Origin of the sequence: Nitrosococcus halophilus Nc 4 (assembly GCF_000024725.1) — a bacterium.
GTDB lineage: Bacteria > Pseudomonadota > Gammaproteobacteria > Nitrosococcales > Nitrosococcaceae > Nitrosococcus > Nitrosococcus halophilus.
This window is the reverse complement of sequence record NC_013960.1, coordinates 345,032-363,162: the sequence shown is the minus strand read 5'-3', so window position 1 is coordinate 363,162 and position 18,131 is coordinate 345,032. Positions and strand designations below refer to the sequence as shown.

Below are 18,131 nucleotides of genomic sequence, written 5' to 3'. Positions count from 1 at the left end.
TCCAGGCACTCCTTCAAGGCTAGGTTTTCTGAGATTATCCTAGACTTTTATGAGCGGATATCATAAGCAGAGGATAGCTGAAGTGGTTGAAAATTTACGCACTATCGTACAGCAACATTTGCGCCAAATTATAGCACCGGTCGTGGGCCTACTAGCCCGCTCCCGGTTGTCTCCCAATCAAATTAGTATCGCCGGCTTTGTCCTCGCCCTAATTGCCATGGGAATCTTGATGGCCGGTTATCCCGTGGCCGCCGGTATTCTATTCCTGTTAGGGAGCAGCTTTGATATTCTGGATGGTGCCTTAGCCCGGTTGGAGAAAAAAATCACTCCCTTTGGCGCATTTCTTGATTCCACCCTGGATCGAATCAGCGAAGGGGCGATGTTGATGGCCATCGCCTACCGCTTAGCCCTGGAAGGACAAGCCGCCGCGGTGGCTGGCGTTGTATTGGCCATGCTGGGGGGGATGCTCACCAGTTATACCCGGGCCCGTGCAGAAGCTTTAGGCATCACCTGCGCCATCGGCTGGGTAAGCCGCCCCGAACGGGTCATCATCATGGGAGCCGGTTTAATTTTTGACCTGCTCATCGAAGCGATTTACCTGCTTGCGGTTCTCAGTCTATGGACAGCCGGTCAGCGCTTCCTCCATGTCTCCAGCACCCTTCGCCATCCTAATTCCAGCAACCCATAGGCTAAAACCGCTTTCTGGCCTCGGCAAGCGCCGCCAGGATAAGGTCGAGCCCTTCGTTTAATATGGCTTCATGGGTACGCAAATGGAGGATACAGATTCTCAAGAAATAGCGGCCATTGATCTCCGTTCCCGTGATCATGATACGGCGAGATCGATTAATGCGTTCCAGCAATGCTTGGTTGCGGCGATTTTCTTCCTCCCTAGTAATCCCTTCAAACCGTTGCCGAAAAGCAAACAGGGAAAGTTCGGGGGGAGCGGCAATTTCCACATCGGGCTCCAGGGAAAGCCGCTGCCAGGCCTGGACCGCCAAACGGCGCTTCTCCCCCAGGGCCTGACGAAAAGCCGCCACCCCATGGAGCTTAAAAGGTAGCCAAAGGCGCAAGCCCCGCCATTCACGGGAAAGCTCCGGAGAAAGCTCACAAAAGTCCAAATGCTTATCATCTTCCTGGGACGCCGGGAGGTAAGCTCCCGAGGCGCTAAACGCCCGCCGCAGATTCGACATATCCGGCAGGAGTAGAGCCCCGGTCCCATAGGCCAGAAAGAGCCCCTTGTGGGGATCCATCGCAATAGAATCCGCCCGCTCCATCCCTTTAAATAGGGGTTGCAGCTCCGGTAACATTCGAAAGCCGGCCCCATAGGCTCCATCCACATGAAACCAAAGATCGTGCTGTGCCGCTATGTCGGCAAGCTCAGCCAGCGGATCCATGGCGCCCGTATTTACCGTCCCAGCGGTGCCACAAATAAAGAAGGGCAACCGACCCTCCTTGCGATCCCGGCGCACCGCCTCTTCAAGCCGATCAGCCCGGAGGCGAAACCGTGTATCCACTGGGATTGGCCGTAAATTCCTGGTGGGAATACCGGCCACCCGAGCGGCTTTGATCACCGCATGGTGCACTTCACTAGAATAGTAAACAGTCCCCTCAAGAAGGTGATCCCCCAGGTATTTCTCTCTGGCAGCGACCAGGGCAATCAGGGTTGACATGGAGGCCCCGGAGGTCAAAACCCCCAGCGAGCCTTGCGGCAGTCCCATCAATTCTGCCAACCAACGAAGAAACTGGGTTTCCAACTCAACGGCAGCAGGCGCGGCGGCCCACTTGCCTGTGTAGCGATTGACGGTAGCGGCAATCAACTCCCCCAGGGCCGAGGAAAACAACCCCCCTCCCGGGACATAGGCGAGATAGCCCGGGCTGGCTGAATTGAAGGCCACCGGGATCACTTGCTCAAAAATGAAATCGAGCAGCTCCCCTGGGGCGCTGGGGGTTTCGGGTATCGGCTCCCGCAGCCAGGAGGCTTGGGGGTCAAAGTCGCCGGCAGCCTGGGCGGGTTGCTGATCTACTGTTGCAACAAAGGCGGCCAACCGCTGGCCCACTTCATCAAGGAGCTGTTGAAGGTGGGCCGGGGAAGGATCTAAGGCGGATAATGTCTCGTCTGTAGTGGGAGGATTCATGGGCTCTCCAATATTAACCCCATGATTATCTCCATTTTCCCTCTAATATGCCATTCTCACCGATGAGAAAATAACGCCTCCCCTTTATTAATACAAGATGCGGCGCGTTTCCAACCAATACATCCGATCCCAGGAGGTTGGAGCGCGCAAAAGCGCCTCCCAAGCTCGCTTGGGATCATCCATCCAGGCGCTATACCCATATTCGCAACTCTTCCGATCGCGCCAACAAAGGCGGTATTTTATTTGCAATTGATTATCTTGCCCCCACATCTCACATTCCTCCGCTGTGGCTCTCCATGAATGTCAAGAGGCCGTGATTTTTAGTTACTCAACGGAGAATATGCAAAATTCAAACCACTCGAATATGACGGATCTTATGGCTTTGAGGCATTCGATAAAAACGCCGTAATTCATTGACTAAATATGAATTTTTAGGAATAAGTGAATACTTCTCCTCAAGCACACCGCAATAGCGGGCAGCAAGACGGTTGGCTTCTCGGTACCGCTGCTGTTGGACATTATCAAGTCCATCACGTAGGCGTGTTTCTTCAAAAAGCACACGCCTTAGTAATCGCATATCGACTATTCCCCGTTGATGATAAACCAATGCTGCAGTCAGTACGCACTTATCAATTTCAGCTTGGAGTTCGAGTTCTAATTGCGTCACTGTGCGCTCAAAACCCGCATTCCAAGCAAGATAAAGAAAATGACTTACTCCTTCAAGGGCAAACCAAAATTCTGCCAGATTGCCATCATGAAGCAATTCTGTGGGATTATCACGCCCCAGTTGGTCAAGTAGTTCCTGATCGAGATATAAAGCGAGATCAAGATTATCCTCACCCTGCCGAATCAAGAGCGATTCCATCGAAGGGGTTTGCCCGCTTCCAGAAGCCTCCGTGAGTTCAACCACTATAGCCGGGTCTGTAACTAGGAAATCTTCTACCCGACAGTAGGTGCGAACATCATAAATATGCTCAAGCTGGGCTTGAAGGGCATTCAAATCCACAATTGCCTCTAATGGACCGGTCCAAAATGTTGTGGGTTAACACCAAAGCCTCTTAGTTTACGTTCAAGGCGGGGGCTGCCCGTCTTTGCCCATAATTCATAGAGTTCAAAAATATCCTGCTCGCTTGAACCGAAAGCATTTTCACCGACTTCCGCCAACACATCCACGAACTGCACAAATTGTTGGGAGAGCTGTCGGAAAATCGTCGCTAGGGCTTGCTCTCTTGGGTTTCGGCCCTTAGCGTCATAAAGATAAGCGTAGGCGCTCCCCCCCATGGCGATGTAGTAGTCCACATCCACCAACCGTCGATGAAAGTAGCCGGAAAAAAGCCCAGAAATAAACAACGCCACATCGCCTAAACGTTGCAGTATAAGTTTACGTTCACTCTGGGAGGCGGCCTCCACCGCAAATCCATACAGTTCCGCCAAGGGCCGTAGGACAGGCCCTTCCTGGGTATAGTCAAAAACTTTTTCTGAACGGGAGAAATCAGTGAGGAGATTAACCAAATAAAAAATTGTTGCTTCATCCGCTTTCACATGCTGATTTTCAATCGCATCTTGTACGGAATCATAAAAAAAGGGCCGTAACCCGGAGCGAGTTACCAATTCTGAGTGCCGACGATTTTCGCCCATAGGAGCACTTCCTAGTTTTTAAATCCCTATAATTTCCACCCCAAAAAAACTGCCTCGTCAATAAAAAATTTTTTTAATATCAGCACTTAACAATGTCTGCTGCTAAACCATGAGCGCCTATGATTTTTAAGTTTTCTCTCCCAAGAGCTGGCGAAGTTTTTCTATTTCCTGCTCTGCAAGGACTTGCTTTGTCACATCATATTGTATCCCTAAAAAATAAAGCAGGTTGCCATCTTGATCGAATACCGGATTGACGGCGAGGTGATTGTAAAAAAGCTCGCCATTTTTTTTGTAATTTCTTATGTCCACCTCAATGGGAACCCGATTTTGAATAGCTTCTCTGAGACGTTTGACTTCCTCCTGATCCCTATCGTTACCTTGCAAGAAACGACAATTCTTACCGAGAATTTCCTCTTTTTTATAGCCGGTTATTTTTTCAAAGGCTTCATTGACATACACAAGAGGGTTATCTTCCTGATCGGGATCAGTTAATGAAACTCCGTTTACACAGGAATCCAAGATTTGCGATAAAACCCGAGGTATAAGCCCCTCATCTTTTTCAACGATAAATGACATCGCTTTTCTCCTCTTTCCGAAACGAGTACTTCGCCGCCCCGGAATGGCTCTCTGATAATGGTATTGGCCTTCCCAGGCCTAAGGACAACCCATAAAATTTATTTGGCAGAACCTGAAGGCCCTGTGGCTTCTTCTTCGAGCAGTCCCTTCAAATTGTGCACTACTCTGTCCGCTCCTCCCCGGATAGCCGCCTCAATAAGCTTTTCAAATGGCCGCATAAAAAAATCAATCTTTAATAATTCGAAGGTAAATTTAACCTTTGTCGCTTGGTCGAGAGATTCAAAATTGTAAATCACCCGAAAAGGGGTCTGGGCAGTGCCCTCACAGGAAAAACACTGATTAGGTTCGAATCGGGTGACGCGAAATGTCGACTCGGTGCGGCGCCCCTGATCGTTCCTGACTTGCCTTCCCAGGGTGCCCACTTTTACCGGTCCGTCAGAAAGCTTCTCTAGCTCTACGACCTCAGGAGACCATTTAGGATAATTCTGGAAAAAATTTACCGATATAAATTGGAATACATCATCGACGGGTCGAACTATCACGATGCTTGATTGGGCACTCACCATGCTCAGGCCTCCACTTCACTATGTGATGGCAGTCATTCAGTTCTTATGTTCAAATTCGGCCCCGGATAGCGTCACCTGCCACCTTAGCAGGCCTGGCGACATATCCCTATGTATCGCAGTTGTTGCTAACCCACATTCTATGAGACGTCAATCTATATCTATAAACTTAGTAGAAATTTAATAAAAACCAAGATCATCCGGGCAGCCCTACTACTGATGATAGTTGAAGCTTATCAATATTTTCTAGGAAACAATCGACTTTTTACCCATTTTTTCTTACCCTTCAAATACCGCTTAACCTACCGCGCTCGCGGACGAAATAAGAACTAACAATATATGCCGGAGCAGAAAAACATGCCTTATCCCTTTGCTGTGATTTTTATGATCGCCTTGCTCTCTCTAGCCAGCCCGGTCTCGGCTAAGTCATGGGATTTGTTCCCCCGGCCGCCGGAGCTGACCCAGGATATCCGTTTCTGGACCCGGGTCTATACCGAAATCGATAATGACCAGGGATTTATCCATGATAATCGCTACCTTAATGTGGTTTATGAAACGACCCCGGTGCCCGCCAACCTGGACTGGAAAACTGCTAAAAAGCGCATTCAGGACCGCCGGCAACATTACCAAGGAATCTTGCTTCGACTCGCCAAAGGCAAACGCCAGAATCTCACTACAGAAGAACGGCGGGTACTCAAACTTTGGCCCCAAAACGTAAGCAACCAAACCCTCCATGCCGCCGCCGCCAGGATTCGTTTCCAGCGGGGACAGGCCAATCGGTTTCGCCAAGGCCTCATCCGCGCTGGCGCCTATAAACCTTTTATCTTCAACACCCTGAATTCCCTAGATTTACCGCGGGAACTAGCAGTTTTGCCTCACGTGGAGTCCTCATTCAATCCGGCCGCCCATTCCCATGCCGGCGCAGCCGGGCTGTGGCAGTTTACCCGCCCCACCGGACGGCGTTTTTTGCGCATTGACCAGGTGGTGGACGAGCGCCTCGATCCCTTCAAGGCCACCGTAGCCGCTGCTCGATTGCTCCAACATAACTATAAAGTTACCGGCAGCTGGCCCTTGGCCATCACGGCTTACAATCACGGAGCCGCCGGGATGCGCCGGGCCAAGGAGCAAGTGGGAACCTCGGATATCGTGGCTATCCGGCAACGCTATAAAAGCCCTACCTTTGGCTTTGCCTCGCGCAATTTCTATGTGGCCTTTCTTGCCGCCTTGGACGTAGATAGCCAGGCAAGGCGCTATTTCGGCCCCCTTCAGCCCCACAAGCCGGAAAAAAGCGAGGTCATAGCGCTTCCGGACTTTGTTCCCGTCAAAGCTCTGCAACGGGCGCTGAGACTGGATCAAACCACGCTCAAACAGAGCAACCCTGCCCTGGGTTCTCCCGTTTGGGAGGGACATAAATACGTGCCCCGAGGCTATGAGTTGCGTGTCCCCTGTGTCCCCTCCTGTCGCCGGGTCAAAACAATCGCCGCCTTGGCCCCCTGGGAACGATTTGAAAGGCAAGTGCCGGACCGTTTTCATAAGGTTCAAGGGGGACAAACCCTGTCCCATATCGCCCAGCGCTACCGCATTAAGCTCCGCCAGCTAGTGGAACTGAATGGGCTTTCCAACCGTCACCATATTCGGGTCGGTCAAGTTCTGCAGTTGCCTTTACCCGCTGATGGCTTGCCCACTGGGCATTATACGGTGCAGCGCGGCGACACCCTATCCGGGATTGCTCGCCGTTTCGGCATTACCGAACAGGCCCTGCTGAAAATCAATGGCATTACCAATAAACACCGGATTTATGCCGGCCAAAATCTACGGCTGGCCTCTTCTTCCTCAGAGGCTCGGAGAAATCAGGTCTCTTCGCGGGGGAAAGAGCACCGGACCAGGGCAAAGACAACCTCGGTGGTATTGAGAGAAGAAACCACCCCAACCAAGGCTGGAACTCTCCAGAAAGCCGCCATGGTCACCCCAGGGGGAGGGAGCTGCGAACCCTTGCTACCCCCAGAGTGCGACCCGGCCCTATCTGCTGATCCCAGTAACTATACTGTGACCAAAGATGGCACCATTGAGGTTCAAGCGACCGAAACCCTCGGCCACTATGCTCATTGGCTAGAATTGAGTACCCAGCAATTGCGCAATATCAATGGCTTGCCTGTTGGCCGCTCGGTGATCATGGGGCAGCGGCTCAAGCTAGACTTCTCCCATATCACGACTAAGACTTTCGAGGCCCGACGCCGAACCTACCATCGCGGTTTGCAAGAGACTTTCTTCGAGCGCTACCGTATCATAGGCACCGAAGAACATGTGGTACAGCAAGGGGAATCCCTCTGGGTCCTGGCCCAGCAAAAATATCAAGTTCCCCTTTGGCTATTGCGCCAATATAACCCGGATTTAGATTTCAGTGCCGTAGTTGCAGGCACGCGAGTAGTCATCCCCCGGCTAGCACGGCGCGAGGAAAAATCTCTACCCATGGCCTCAGTGGAAATAAAAGGAAAATTGCTTTCAGCATCCCGGAGAGAGGGTTAAATCACTCCTGGGGACAACTTCCTGTTCTATATTTTTAGGCGTGATTTGCAGCCCTCAGCTATCTTTTTAAGGTAGAACTTTTGGCGCTTGCCGTTAAGAGCCCCTATCTCAGCGAGGAGCAGCCTATGCCTATAAAAGAAAGTTTTGATCCGGAGGGTTTACGGTTACCTATCAAGCTCGACAGCACCTCAAACGGTGAGTTTATGCCCTATCCCCTGGGCGCTCCAGCCCGAGCCGCAAGGAAACTGGCCCACCAACGAGCGACCCTCTGCGGCCAAAAAGCCGGGCTCTCCCGCCGAAGTTTTCTCAAATCCCTGGGCGGTGCCGCAGCCACCCTATTGGCAATGAACGAAGCCTATGCTTATTTTGGGAAAAATGGAGGAGGGTTTGAGATTCCTGCCGAGGCCGTTTTTGAGCCGGCGGCAGCGCAAGCCAGCATCGGCGGCAATGAATTTATCTTCGATATCCAAGGCCACCATGTAAACCCCCAGGGGGCCTGGCGTCGTCTCACCAACCGCTGGACTTATATCCTGCGATTTTTTCCCCAATCCCGCTGCGGCGATGGGGCCATTGAATGTTTCTCAGCAGAGCACTTCATCCGCGAAGTATTTCTAGACAGCGACACCGATATGGCGGTCCTCTCCTCGGTTCCAGCGGCCCCCGAAGATAACCCCCTATCCACCGAGGAAGCCGCGGCCACTCGGGCGCTAGTGGAAGCGATGGAAGGAGACTATCGCCTGCTCATTCATGGCCTGGTACACCCTAACCTGCCGGGGGCCATCGAAGACATGGCTCAACAAAAAGAAGAGCATCAGGTTGCCGCCTGGAAAACCTATACCCAATGGGGGCCTGAAGGTAAGGGATACTGGCTGGACGACGAACAATACGGGATTCCCTTTATCGAGCGAGCACGGGAATTGGGAGTCAAATTGATCTGCGTCCATAAAGGGATTCCCCTATTCAATTTGCCTTATGCCTATTCCACCTGCCGCGATATTGGCGTAGTCGCCCGCCGCTACCCGGACGTTAACTTTATTGTGTATCATTCGGGATTCGAGCCTCGGCATACCGAGGGACCTTACGATCCGGACAATGTGGATGGCGGGGTAGATACCCTCATCCAGTCCCTGCAAGAGAATGACATCCCCCCTAACAGCAATGTCTATGCTGAACTGGGCACCACCTGGCGAATGGTCATGCAAGATCCCAATCAGGCAGCCCATTTGCTGGGCAAGCTGTTCAAATATGTAGGCGAGAATAATGTCCTCTGGGGCACCGACTCCATCTGGTATGGGAGCCCTCAAGACCAGATCCAGGCCTTTCGCGCCTTTCAAATCTCACCCCAATTTCGCGACAGTTATGGCTATCCGGAAATCACCCCGGCGCTACGAACCAAGGTTTTTGGATTAAATGCAGCCAAACCTTACGGACTGGCGCCCCATGAAATCAAAAAGCGCAATACCCAAGACCGGGTAGCCCGGATCAAGCAAGACTACCTCCAAGACCCCGAGCCTAGTTTTTTGACCAATGGACCCAAAACCCGGCGTGAATTCTTGCAGTTTCATCGCTTGAATAGCAGTTAAGCAACCCTTAGGATTCCCTATGCGTCCTTCACATATTACCGCTATCCTCAAGCGAGAATTCGCTGCGGTCCGCTGCGGCCAACATACCCCCGTTATGCTCTGGGGACCACCGGGGGTGGGTAAATCCCAGATCCTTTCCCAGGTCGCGGAGAGTTTTGACGTTCCGCTTATTGATCTCCGCTTATCGCAGCTAGAACCGACAGACCTGCGGGGCATCCCCTTCCGAGTTGATCAGTGGGTGGAATGGGCAATCCCCGCTATGCTGCCCAACCAAAGACGCCATGGACCTGAAGGGATTCTGTTCCTGGATGAATTAACCTCAGCGCCCCCTACGGTTTCCGCCGCGGCTTACCAACTCATTCTCGATCGTCATTTGGGAGAATATACTGTACCAGAGGGCTGGGCTATTGTGGCGGCGGGCAATCGCCATGGGGATCGAGGCATTACGTATGCTTTACCTGCCCCCCTCGCTAATCGCTTTACTCACTATGAAATCGAACCCCATTTGGGAGATTGGGTCACCTGGGCCAGTCATCAGGGTATCGACCAGCGCTTGATTGGTTTTTTACTGTACCGGCCTGAATTGCTGTTCGAGATCGAACCTAATCAAACTCCCCTCGCCTTCCCTACTCCTCGCTCCTGGGAATATGCTCATCGGGCCTTACAAAAATTTGCTGATGCTCCAGAATTGTTGCTGGAGGCTCTGCAAGCCTGTGTGGGTCCTAAGGCCGGCCTGGAATTCAAGACTTTTATTGACAACATGGCGCGAATGCCCGATGTAGAAGCCATATTACGGGGAGAGGAAGTTGCCATCCCGGAGGAGCTGGATCTCCAATATGGAGTTGCCGCAACCCTGGTGCGGCGGGCGGTGGATGCGATGGAGACCCACGAGGCACACCGTATCTATGGGCATATTCTGGATTATGCCACCCGGCTGCCGGAACGGGAGATGGGGGTGATGCTGGTCACTGAAATGTTCCGGACCATTGGCCGCCCCCTCTTGGCTCATCCTGGATTTACTAAATGGGCGCGACAGGTCTCCGATCTGATGCTCTATGAACGATAATCGCAGTTCCCAAGAAACCAAACTCCGCACTAAGCTCAGCGCCGCTCGGACGCGCCTGGTGGTGGAACGGCCTTTTCTGGGCGCTTTGATTTTGCATCTCCCCTTACAGGAAGCAAGCCCCGAATGGTGTGGCAGCACCGCCACTGATGCCCGGGCTATCTACTACAACCCCGCTTATGTGGAATGGCTTTCCTTCGAGCAGCTCCAGTTCATTTTGGCCCACGAGGCCCTCCACTGCGCTTTATGTCACTTTGCTCGCCGAGGCCGCCGGAACCTAGGCCGTTGGAATGCGGCCTGTGATTATGCGGTTAATCAATTACTGATTCGAGAAGGACTACAGCCCCCGCCTGGGGTATTACTTAATCAAGACTACCGTGGCCTCAGCGCCGAAGAAATCTATCCCCTCATTCCCTCCGGAGCAAAACTGCAAACCGTCGATTACCATGCCTATGAAAACGAACCTTCCCTGTCCGACACCCCCGTTGATTTCAATACTGCCAGTAAAGGTTGGAGTATCCACGGCTCACAGCAGCCAGACAAACCTTCTAAGGGCAACCTTTTGTTTCCCTCCACCCAAGCCCCCCCTTCAACATCACCTCCGCCCTTAACCGAAGCGGAGCGGGAACAACTCAACCGCCTCTGGCAACAGCGGACCACGAGCCTTGCCCAACAAGCCTTACAGGCCGGCAAGCTAAGCGCCCCCCTGCAACGACTCATTGGCAGCCTAGGGCAACCCCAACTCCCTTGGCGGCAATTACTCGCCCAATACCTAAGCGCTGCCGCGCGGAATGATTACAGCTTTACCCGGCCCTCTCGCCGCGAAGGTTCAGCGATTTTGCCTCGCCTCGCTTCCCAGCAAATAGAGTTGGTGATTGTGCTAGATACCAGCGGCTCCATCCACGATGAACAATTACAGAGCTTTCTTACCGAGGTCAGCGCCCTAAAGGGCCAACTTCGGGCCCGCGTGACCCTCCACGCCTGCGATGCCGACCTTTGTGAACAAGGTCCCTGGATCTATGAACCCTGGGAGGCGCTGACACTGCCAGAGAGTTTACCCGGCGGTGGTGATACCAATTTTCGTCCCCCCTTTGACTGGGTGGAACAAGCAGGCTTCTACCCGGACACCCTGCTTTACTTTACCGATGCCCGAGGCCCATTCCCCGAAGTAGAACCTCCTTATCCGGTCATCTGGCTCGTGAAGGGCAAAGCCCAAGTGCCATGGGGGCGGCGAATACAGCTTAATTGAAAAATCCACTTAGGCATGAAAAACTGCAAGAAAGCCCTTGCCAGTAAACCAGTAAATAATAAGGAGAATAAAAGGCAAATTTTTATCATCCAAAGCCTTGCGGCACCCGTCGCAAGGCTTCCCGGATGACCTCTATCCCCGCGCCAGGCCGGTGAGCATTTTCACTTAAATAACGGCGCCAGGCCCGTGCCCCCGGCTGGCCCTGGAACAGCCCCAGAATATGGCGGGTGATACGGCTCAAGTAAATGCCTTGGGCCAATTGTTCCTCCACATAGGGCAAAAAAGCCTCCATAATCCCATGGCGGGTAGGCAAGGGATGAAAATCCCCATAGAAATACCGGTCGACTTGGGCAAGAAGGTAAGGGTTATGGTAGGCCGCCCGGCCGATCATGATTCCATCCAGTAATGTTAACTGCTCCTGGGCCTCCTCCAAGGTCGCAATCCCCCCATTGATTACCACTTCCAAATGGGGGAAATCCTGTTTGATAGCCCGCACGACTTCATAACGTAAAGGGGGTTTTTCCCGATTTTCCTTGGGGCTCAGACCTTGCAGCCAGGCCTTGCGGGCATGGAGGATAAAAGTCCGACAACCTGCCTGCGACACCGTATTGATGAACCGGGTCAAAGCCTCATAGGAATCCTGTTCATCAACCCCAATCCGGGTCTTGACCGTTACCGGAAGTTGGACCGTTTGGGCCATGGCCGCAACGCACTCGGCAACCAATTCGGGCTCCATCATCAGACAGGCCCCAAAGCGTCCGGACTGCACCCGGTCGCTGGGACAGCCCACATTAAGATTGACCTCATCAAATCCGTGGTCCTCAGCCAGACGGGCACAAAAGGCCAATTCTTCAGGGTTGCTGCCCCCCAATTGCACAGCCAGGGGATGCTCCGTTGGGTGATAGGCGAGGAAGCGTTCCCGATCCCCATGAATAAGCGCTCCCGTGGTCACCATCTCGGTATAGAGCAAGGCGTGATGGGAAATCAGGCGGAGAAAATAACGGCAATGACGATCAGTCCATTCCATCATCGGCGCAATGGACACCCTACGAGATAAATAAGCGGGGGCAAAGGTATTGGAAAAAAAGCGACGGCTAGCCGTTTTCATATCGCCAAGTTTAACATCCTTCGACCCTGTCCACTCCGCCTCCAGCTAAATTGGACTAAGATTAATATAAATAAAACATCAAGCAATATATCTCCCAGGATGGCTATCAACCCCCCTAAAGTGAGCAAGCCTTATTTGGAGTTTCGCCATGACTGACTGCGGTTCGGTCCATCCTCACCTTGTCAGTCTGGAGAATTCGCGTTTCCTCGCGGTCCTCAGACGGTGGCTAGGCCACGGCCCTTGGGGTCTTCACCGCTCCACGCGCTTTATCGGTTTCGGCGCTCCCCGCCGTACCCCACCTCAACACATTTTTGGCCGCGTTGATATCCCGGTCGTGCTCCGTTCCACAGTCCGGGCATTCCCACTCGCGAACTTTGAGCGGCATGGACTCTTGAATAGTCCCGCACTCAGAGCACCTCTTGCTGGTGGGCGCCCAACGGTCCACGATCAATACCTCGCGGCCATACCATTTGGCCTTGCACTCGATTTGTCGCCTGAGTTCGTACAGCCCGCAATCCGCGACGGCTTTACTCAGGCGGCGATTTCTCAACATCCCTTTGATATTCAAATCCTCAAGACAAATTACTTGGTTCTCGTTAATCAGCTTCGAGGATTGTTGGTTCAGAAAATCCCGGCGGCTATCCGCTATCCGGGCATGAATTCTGGCCACCCGTTGCTGTTGCCGGCGGCGACGCTGAGATCCTTTCTTCTTTTTGCTCAAGCGACGCTGAGCCTTTTTCAATTGCCGTGCGTACTGGTAAGTGTATTTAGGCGCGCCGGACTTATCCCCGCTAGAGGTCACCACCACATCCTTAACCCCCACATCCACCCCAACAGCGTTCTTGCGGGCAGGCAGAGCGGCAATCTCCACCTCACAGGCCATGCTGACAAAATAACGGCCAGCGGGGTCTTTACTGACCGTGACCATTTTGGGGATGCCCCCCATACGCTGAGACCACTTGAGCTTGAGCGTACCCAGCTTGGGCAGCTTCAACAACTTGCTTTCGGCGTTGAAATTCTTCGCCACATGGCGTTGGTCCAATTGATAGCGTACCGATTGGGTCTGATGGCGTCTCTTAAAGCGGGGATACTTGCCCCGACCGGCGAAGAAGTTTTTAAACGCCCTATCTTGGTCCCTCAGTTTTTGGGTATGGCAACTGGCGGTGGCTTCGCTCAGCCAAGGGCATTCCGTTTGCTTCAGTACCGTCAATTGGCGGCTAAGACGGATAGTGTTCAGCGACTCGCCCTGCGCTTTATACGCCTTCGTTCGCCTTTCCAACGCCCAATTCCACACATAGCGGGCATGGCCGAATTCAATGGCCAATTGCCGCTTTTGCGTGGGCGTAGGGTAAAACCTGAATTTGTAGGCCCGTTGCGTTACCATGCAGCCATCATGCCACAACTGTCGCCTATGGCAAAAGAATACTCAAGGGCTGGCCAACTACGCGAAACGCGAATTCATGGCGAAACGAAAGTAATGTGGCCCTCGCGCTCACCGCGTAGCAAGCTTCGCACTCTCGCTGGGGGGGCGTCGTGCGTCCAGGCACTCCTTCAAGGACTCCGACGCTTGGCTTCTGATTCTCAATATCCTTTACCCACAGCCCGGCGGGCGCTGTGGGATCTCTAACAACTGACCGCAAAGGAGGACTCTGTGGAAAATGTATTTAAATTTGCTGACGAACTCGGGCCGCTAAAAGTTATCCATGTTTATGAGCCCTCCATTGACCTCAAGGGCATTTTAGTCATTGATAATGTCGCCACAGGGCCATCTATCGGTGGTGTCCGCCTAGCCCCGGATGTCAGCACCAAAGAATGTTTCCGCTTAGCCCGCGCCATGACTCTCAAGAACGCCGCGGCGGAACTTCCCCATGGAGGCGGTAAGGCCGTGCTTTTTGGCGATCCCAAGATGCCAAAATCAGACAAAGAGCGCCTCATCCGCGCTTTTGCTTGTTCCCTCCGGGAAGCCGAGCAATATATCTTTGCTCCCGACATGGGCACGGATGAGGAGTCTATGGCCTGGGTTAAAGATGAAATCGGCCGAGTCGTGGGGCTGCCCCGGGAACTAGGCGGCATTCCCCTTGATGAAATAGGCGCCACCGGTTGGGGGATTAGTCATGTGGTTGATGTGGCGCTCCGATTCTGCGATTTCGAGCTGGCAGGAGCGCGAATAGTGGTGCAAGGCTTTGGGGCAGTGGGATACCATGCGGCCCGTTTTCTCACCGACAAGGGGGCCGTCCTGGTGGGGGCGGCTGATTCCCACGGAACCATTCACCGTCCCGGCGGCTTAAATGTGGAGACCCTCTCGACACTCAAGCAGCAGGGTAAAAGCGTTGTGGATTATCCGGAAGGAGAAAGACTAGAGCGGGAGTCGATAATCGATATCCCCTGTGATATTTGGATTCCAGCGGCCCGTCCCGATGTGATCCGGGAGGATAATGTGCAACGGCTAAAAACAAAGCTGGTCATCGAAGGTGCCAATATCCCGGCCACACTGGAAGCAGAAAAATACTTGCACGCCCATGGGGTCCTATGCGTTCCCGACTTTATCGCCAATGCCGGGGGGGTGATCTGCGCCGCCATGGAATACCAAGGGGCCAATGAAAGTTTGGTCTTTCAAGCCATTGAAGAGAAGTTGCGGCGCAATACCGAAGCGGTGCTCAAAGAAGCTAAAAATCAGCAGAAATTGCCCCGGGAAGCGGCCGTTGATCTGGCCTCGCGGCGGGTAAGAAAAACCATGGGATTGCGGCGCTGGTCGTTATTTTAATCCCTGCCGCCACAACCAAAACCATCGACTCCGCCGGCTGGTTGCATTCTGGCGACTTAGGCATCATGGATGAAAATGGCTATCTTAAAATTACCGGTGCTAAATTCTCCCCATTTAAAACACGACCGAAAAGACCTATAGCTCCAGTTCCGGCCTTTCAACCTGGGCCCGAAGCCTTTTCACCATATCCTCCGCAATTTCGACTGCATTCTCCAACTCCTCTGAAAGAGCCTCTCTTATTATTAGGGCCAACTCATCGAATTGCCTATCGCTGATCTGTTGCCGGGCTTGCTCACTCAACAATTCCTTAAAAGCTTCGACTGCTTTTTCAGCTATTTCTTGATGCCGATTGGTCATTCCCCATTCTCCTTATTAATTGATGATAAATACCTATATACCTATATACCTAGAAACAGCAGTTGACCGCTTAGACGCAAATGAATAGTTCCTCCTAAACTCCAATTCAAGATCATTGCTTGCTGCAAGCACTGACTTGAGGCAAAATACCCCCCCAAAATATGGCAGATATTTTATTCCTGTGAAGATTTGACGCTGATGTGGCCTGCAAGCCTTGGTTTCACTCTCAGGCTTGCCTTATTAAGCCATCGTCGATCTGTCCGCCATCCCACCGAGCGTGCCTGAAGTAGAGAGCGCCCGAGACCTTCTCGCCGAGCGCTAGTGAGGAAGGTTGGGCAACTCCCCATTGATTGCTACCACATCTGCGGCATAGCAAAATCACTCGTTGATGACTAAAGATGCATCCTTATGGCAACGCCTTTTCAACATTTTTTCAGCATCTTTAGGAGCATTTTAGGCCCACAAAGGGACCAAAAACCTGCAATATTAATATTAAAGAGCAGTCCATGTGACGGCACAATTTAGAAATAATGAGGAGGCTAATAACGCCATGAGTAACACCATGAGCGAAACTGATAAGTCAAACCCCCAGGGTAATCCGGCAGCTAATCATTCAGTCGCTGGGACGACCCCCGCAAAATCCAGCGACTTTGTGATGTTGGATGCTGTCCCCCCCGCACAGATGGGGCGAGATCTGGTCGAAGATGCGGTTAAAAAAGATAAATTTGCTACCTCCCACATCCTCATCCGAGGCTTTTTATGCACGCCCTTTTTGGCCTATGCCACTGCCCTTTCAGCCTTATTGGTCACTCAGGGATGGCCTAGCGCGGCCGCCGGCCTCATCTTTCCGGTCGGCTATGTCATGCTCGCCACCCTCGGCCTCGAGATGGCCACTGGAAGCTTTTCGGTCATGCCCATCGGAATGTACGCGGGTCGGGTTAAAGCCTGGAGAGTCGTCCGTAACTGGAGCTGGACCCTGCTGGGGAATCTCCTGGGGGGGCTTTTCTTTGCCTGGTTACTCTGGTTCTCTCTGACCAAAGGTGGCTCTGTTGCGCCTTCAGGAGTACTCACCACCCTGGCCCATTTAGCGGAAAAAAAGGCTTCCTATGTGGATTATGGAGCCATAGGATGGCTAGCTGCCGTGGGAATGGGGGTGCTCTGTAACTGGTTGGTTAGCTTAGGCCCCGTCTTTGCCAAAGCTGCTCGTAGCGTTCCGGGAAAGGTGATGCTGATATGGCTACCCATTTCCACTTTCTTTGCCCTAGGCTTTGAGCACACCGTCGTCAATATGTTCGTTTTCCCTGTGGGTATCCTCTCTGGCGCCGAAGTCACCATCTATGACTGGTGGATGTGGAATCAGATTCCCGTGACCATCGGCAATATCCTGGGCGCATTGGTTTTTAACGCCACCCTTTGGTATTACACCCATAGCATCAATCCATAAAAGGCACGAGGGTTCAGAATACCATCCGGAGCAAAATGACAGGGAAGTCCCCTTGCTCCATCTCCATTAAGGGCACTCATTTACGCCTCTAGCCTAAAAACGTCTAAGCCGGGTTATCAATATCAATGAATTGATGTTCCAAGTCGAATTTTTCAGCCAGATGCCGCCCCAGGGCCTGGACGCCATAGCGTTCAGTGGCATGGTGACCGCAGGCAAAAAAATCAATTCCCTGTTCCCTGGCGCTATGCACTGTCGGCTCCGAGACTTCCCCGGTAAGATAAGCATCTAATCCTTTCTCAGCCGCTTGCTCGATATATCCCTGAGCTCCCCCCGTACACCAACCCACGGTATAAATATCCCCCTTGTGAGCCGGAACATAAAGGGGTTTACGACCTAACCGTTCGGCAATATAACGCGCCCATGCTTCCCCTTTCATAGGGGTAGGCAAGCACCCATACATCCCGATGGTGATACCGCCTGCTTCGATAAATTGTCCTTTGACTTCAAGGTTCAAAACCCGGGCCAATTGGGCATTGTTGCCCAATTCAAAATGAGCATCTAAGGGTAAATGATATGCCAACAAACTGATATCATTGGCCAACAGAATTTTAAGACGCCGACGCTTCATTCCAATAATGGGCGCAGCTTCTCCCTTCCAAAAGTAACCATGGTGAACCAGTAAGGCGTCAGCCCCGGCAACCGCAGCCGCTTCGAGCAGTGCCTGGCAGGCGGTGACACCACTGACCAATCGCCGCACTTCCGGTTTACCTTCTACTTGCAGGCCGTTAGGGCAATAGTCAGAGGCTCTCGCCACCTGCAACAAATCGTCTAGATAAACAAGAATTTCACGCAAGCTTGCCATATCATTCAACTTGATCCCTTAGTATTATTTTGCCGGATACGCAACGCTTAATCCGGCCTACGGGCTGTTTCGTAGCGCCTCCTAGGTCATTCCGAAACGGAGAGGCTTAGCCTCCTCTTCATTTACTCAATTCTCCCCATTTAAAACACGACCGGAGTCCATGTAACAATTTATAAGATTTCCCCTTTGACTTAGACCTAAAGCGCTTGGGGCTAACGTCACTAGGCACGCTGTCAATTCGCCCCTGGGTAGCTTAGTGGTGG

Annotated in this window: 17 protein-coding genes; 7 read left to right on the top strand and 10 right to left on the bottom strand. The window is 52.5% G+C overall.

Features of this window, described 5'->3' with window-relative positions:
* The first annotated feature begins 82 nt into the window (after window positions 1-82).
* Window positions 83-688: a CDP-alcohol phosphatidyltransferase family protein gene (locus NHAL_RS01805; protein WP_041354559.1), complete on the top strand. Its 606-nt coding sequence runs from the start codon at window positions 83-85 to the stop codon at window positions 686-688.
* 1 nt (window position 689) lies between these two features.
* Here NHAL_RS01805 and NHAL_RS01800 read toward each other — a convergent pair whose 3' ends face one another.
* From NHAL_RS01800 to NHAL_RS01775, 6 genes are all read right to left on the bottom strand, one after another.
* Entirely contained in the window at window positions 690-2,135 is a 1,446-nt protein-coding gene (locus tag NHAL_RS01800) for a pyridoxal phosphate-dependent decarboxylase family protein (RefSeq protein ID WP_013031459.1), read from the bottom strand.
* 87 nt (window positions 2,136-2,222) lie between these two features.
* Entirely contained in the window at window positions 2,223-2,405 is a 183-nt protein-coding gene (locus NHAL_RS01795; protein ID WP_013031458.1) for a hypothetical protein, read from the bottom strand.
* 79 nt (window positions 2,406-2,484) lie between these two features.
* Window positions 2,485-3,141: a hypothetical protein gene (locus tag NHAL_RS01790; RefSeq protein ID WP_013031457.1), complete on the bottom strand. Its 657-nt coding sequence runs from the start codon at window positions 3,139-3,141 to the stop codon at window positions 2,485-2,487.
* Between the two features lie 8 nt (window positions 3,142-3,149).
* Window positions 3,150-3,773 (bottom strand): hypothetical protein, encoded by a 624-nt coding sequence (locus tag NHAL_RS01785; RefSeq protein WP_013031456.1) that lies wholly within the window; start codon window positions 3,771-3,773, stop codon window positions 3,150-3,152.
* A gap of 126 nt (window positions 3,774-3,899) precedes the next feature.
* Entirely contained in the window at window positions 3,900-4,349 is a 450-nt protein-coding gene (locus NHAL_RS01780; RefSeq protein ID WP_013031455.1) for a PAS sensor domain-containing protein, read from the bottom strand.
* A 98-nt stretch (window positions 4,350-4,447) separates the two neighbouring features.
* Window positions 4,448-4,915 (bottom strand): SRPBCC family protein, encoded by a 468-nt coding sequence (locus tag NHAL_RS01775; RefSeq protein ID WP_013031454.1) that lies wholly within the window; start codon window positions 4,913-4,915, stop codon window positions 4,448-4,450.
* A gap of 336 nt (window positions 4,916-5,251) precedes the next feature.
* On the opposite strand from NHAL_RS01775, the gene NHAL_RS01770 reads away from it, so the two are divergent.
* The 4 genes from NHAL_RS01770 to NHAL_RS01755 all read left to right on the top strand — a co-directional run bounded on the left by NHAL_RS01770 (window position 5,252) and on the right by NHAL_RS01755 (window position 11,333).
* Complete coding sequence (locus tag NHAL_RS01770; RefSeq protein WP_083761347.1) at window positions 5,252-7,438, top strand: LysM peptidoglycan-binding domain-containing protein; 2,187 nt, start codon at window positions 5,252-5,254, stop codon at window positions 7,436-7,438.
* Window positions 7,439-7,563: 125 nt separating this feature from the next.
* Window positions 7,564-9,021, top strand: coding sequence for an amidohydrolase family protein (locus tag NHAL_RS01765; RefSeq protein WP_013031452.1), 1,458 nt, complete (start codon window positions 7,564-7,566; stop codon window positions 9,019-9,021).
* A 19-nt stretch (window positions 9,022-9,040) separates the two neighbouring features.
* On the top strand, window positions 9,041-10,087 hold the full coding sequence (locus NHAL_RS01760) for an AAA family ATPase (protein WP_013031451.1): 1,047 nt from the start codon (window positions 9,041-9,043) through the stop codon (window positions 10,085-10,087).
* Window positions 10,077-11,333, top strand: a complete 1,257-nt coding sequence (locus NHAL_RS01755) for a vWA domain-containing protein (RefSeq protein WP_013031450.1) — start codon at window positions 10,077-10,079, stop codon at window positions 11,331-11,333. The genes NHAL_RS01760 and NHAL_RS01755 overlap by 11 nt, the downstream gene beginning before the upstream one ends.
* A gap of 85 nt (window positions 11,334-11,418) precedes the next feature.
* Here the strand turns inward: NHAL_RS01755 and dusA are convergent, their stop codons facing one another.
* The gene (gene dusA, locus NHAL_RS01750) at window positions 11,419-12,441 is read right to left on the bottom strand and encodes a tRNA dihydrouridine(20/20a) synthase DusA (protein ID WP_013031449.1); all 1,023 of its coding nucleotides are present in this window, start codon (window positions 12,439-12,441) and stop codon (window positions 11,419-11,421) included.
* Between the two features lie 226 nt (window positions 12,442-12,667).
* Window positions 12,668-13,825: an RNA-guided endonuclease InsQ/TnpB family protein gene (locus NHAL_RS01745; RefSeq protein WP_013031448.1), complete on the bottom strand. Its 1,158-nt coding sequence runs from the start codon at window positions 13,823-13,825 to the stop codon at window positions 12,668-12,670.
* Window positions 13,826-14,092: 267 nt separating this feature from the next.
* Here NHAL_RS01745 and NHAL_RS01740 point away from each other — a divergent pair, with 267 nt between their 5' ends.
* Window positions 14,093-15,205 carry a Glu/Leu/Phe/Val family dehydrogenase gene (locus NHAL_RS01740; protein WP_013031447.1) on the top strand — a complete coding sequence of 371 codons (1,113 nt, stop codon included), beginning with the start codon at window positions 14,093-14,095 and terminating at the stop codon, window positions 15,203-15,205.
* A 135-nt stretch (window positions 15,206-15,340) separates the two neighbouring features.
* Here NHAL_RS01740 and NHAL_RS20885 read toward each other — a convergent pair whose 3' ends face one another.
* On the bottom strand, window positions 15,341-15,562 hold the full coding sequence (locus tag NHAL_RS20885) for a hypothetical protein (protein WP_013031446.1): 222 nt from the start codon (window positions 15,560-15,562) through the stop codon (window positions 15,341-15,343).
* 550 nt (window positions 15,563-16,112) lie between these two features.
* Between NHAL_RS20885 and NHAL_RS01730 the strand changes: the two genes are divergently transcribed.
* Complete coding sequence (locus NHAL_RS01730; RefSeq protein ID WP_013031445.1) at window positions 16,113-17,006, top strand: formate/nitrite transporter family protein; 894 nt, start codon at window positions 16,113-16,115, stop codon at window positions 17,004-17,006.
* 103 nt (window positions 17,007-17,109) lie between these two features.
* On the opposite strand, the gene NHAL_RS01725 is transcribed toward NHAL_RS01730, so the two are convergent.
* Complete coding sequence (locus NHAL_RS01725; RefSeq protein ID WP_013031444.1) at window positions 17,110-17,868, bottom strand: Nif3-like dinuclear metal center hexameric protein; 759 nt, start codon at window positions 17,866-17,868, stop codon at window positions 17,110-17,112.
* Between the last annotated feature and the right edge of the window lie 263 nt (window positions 17,869-18,131).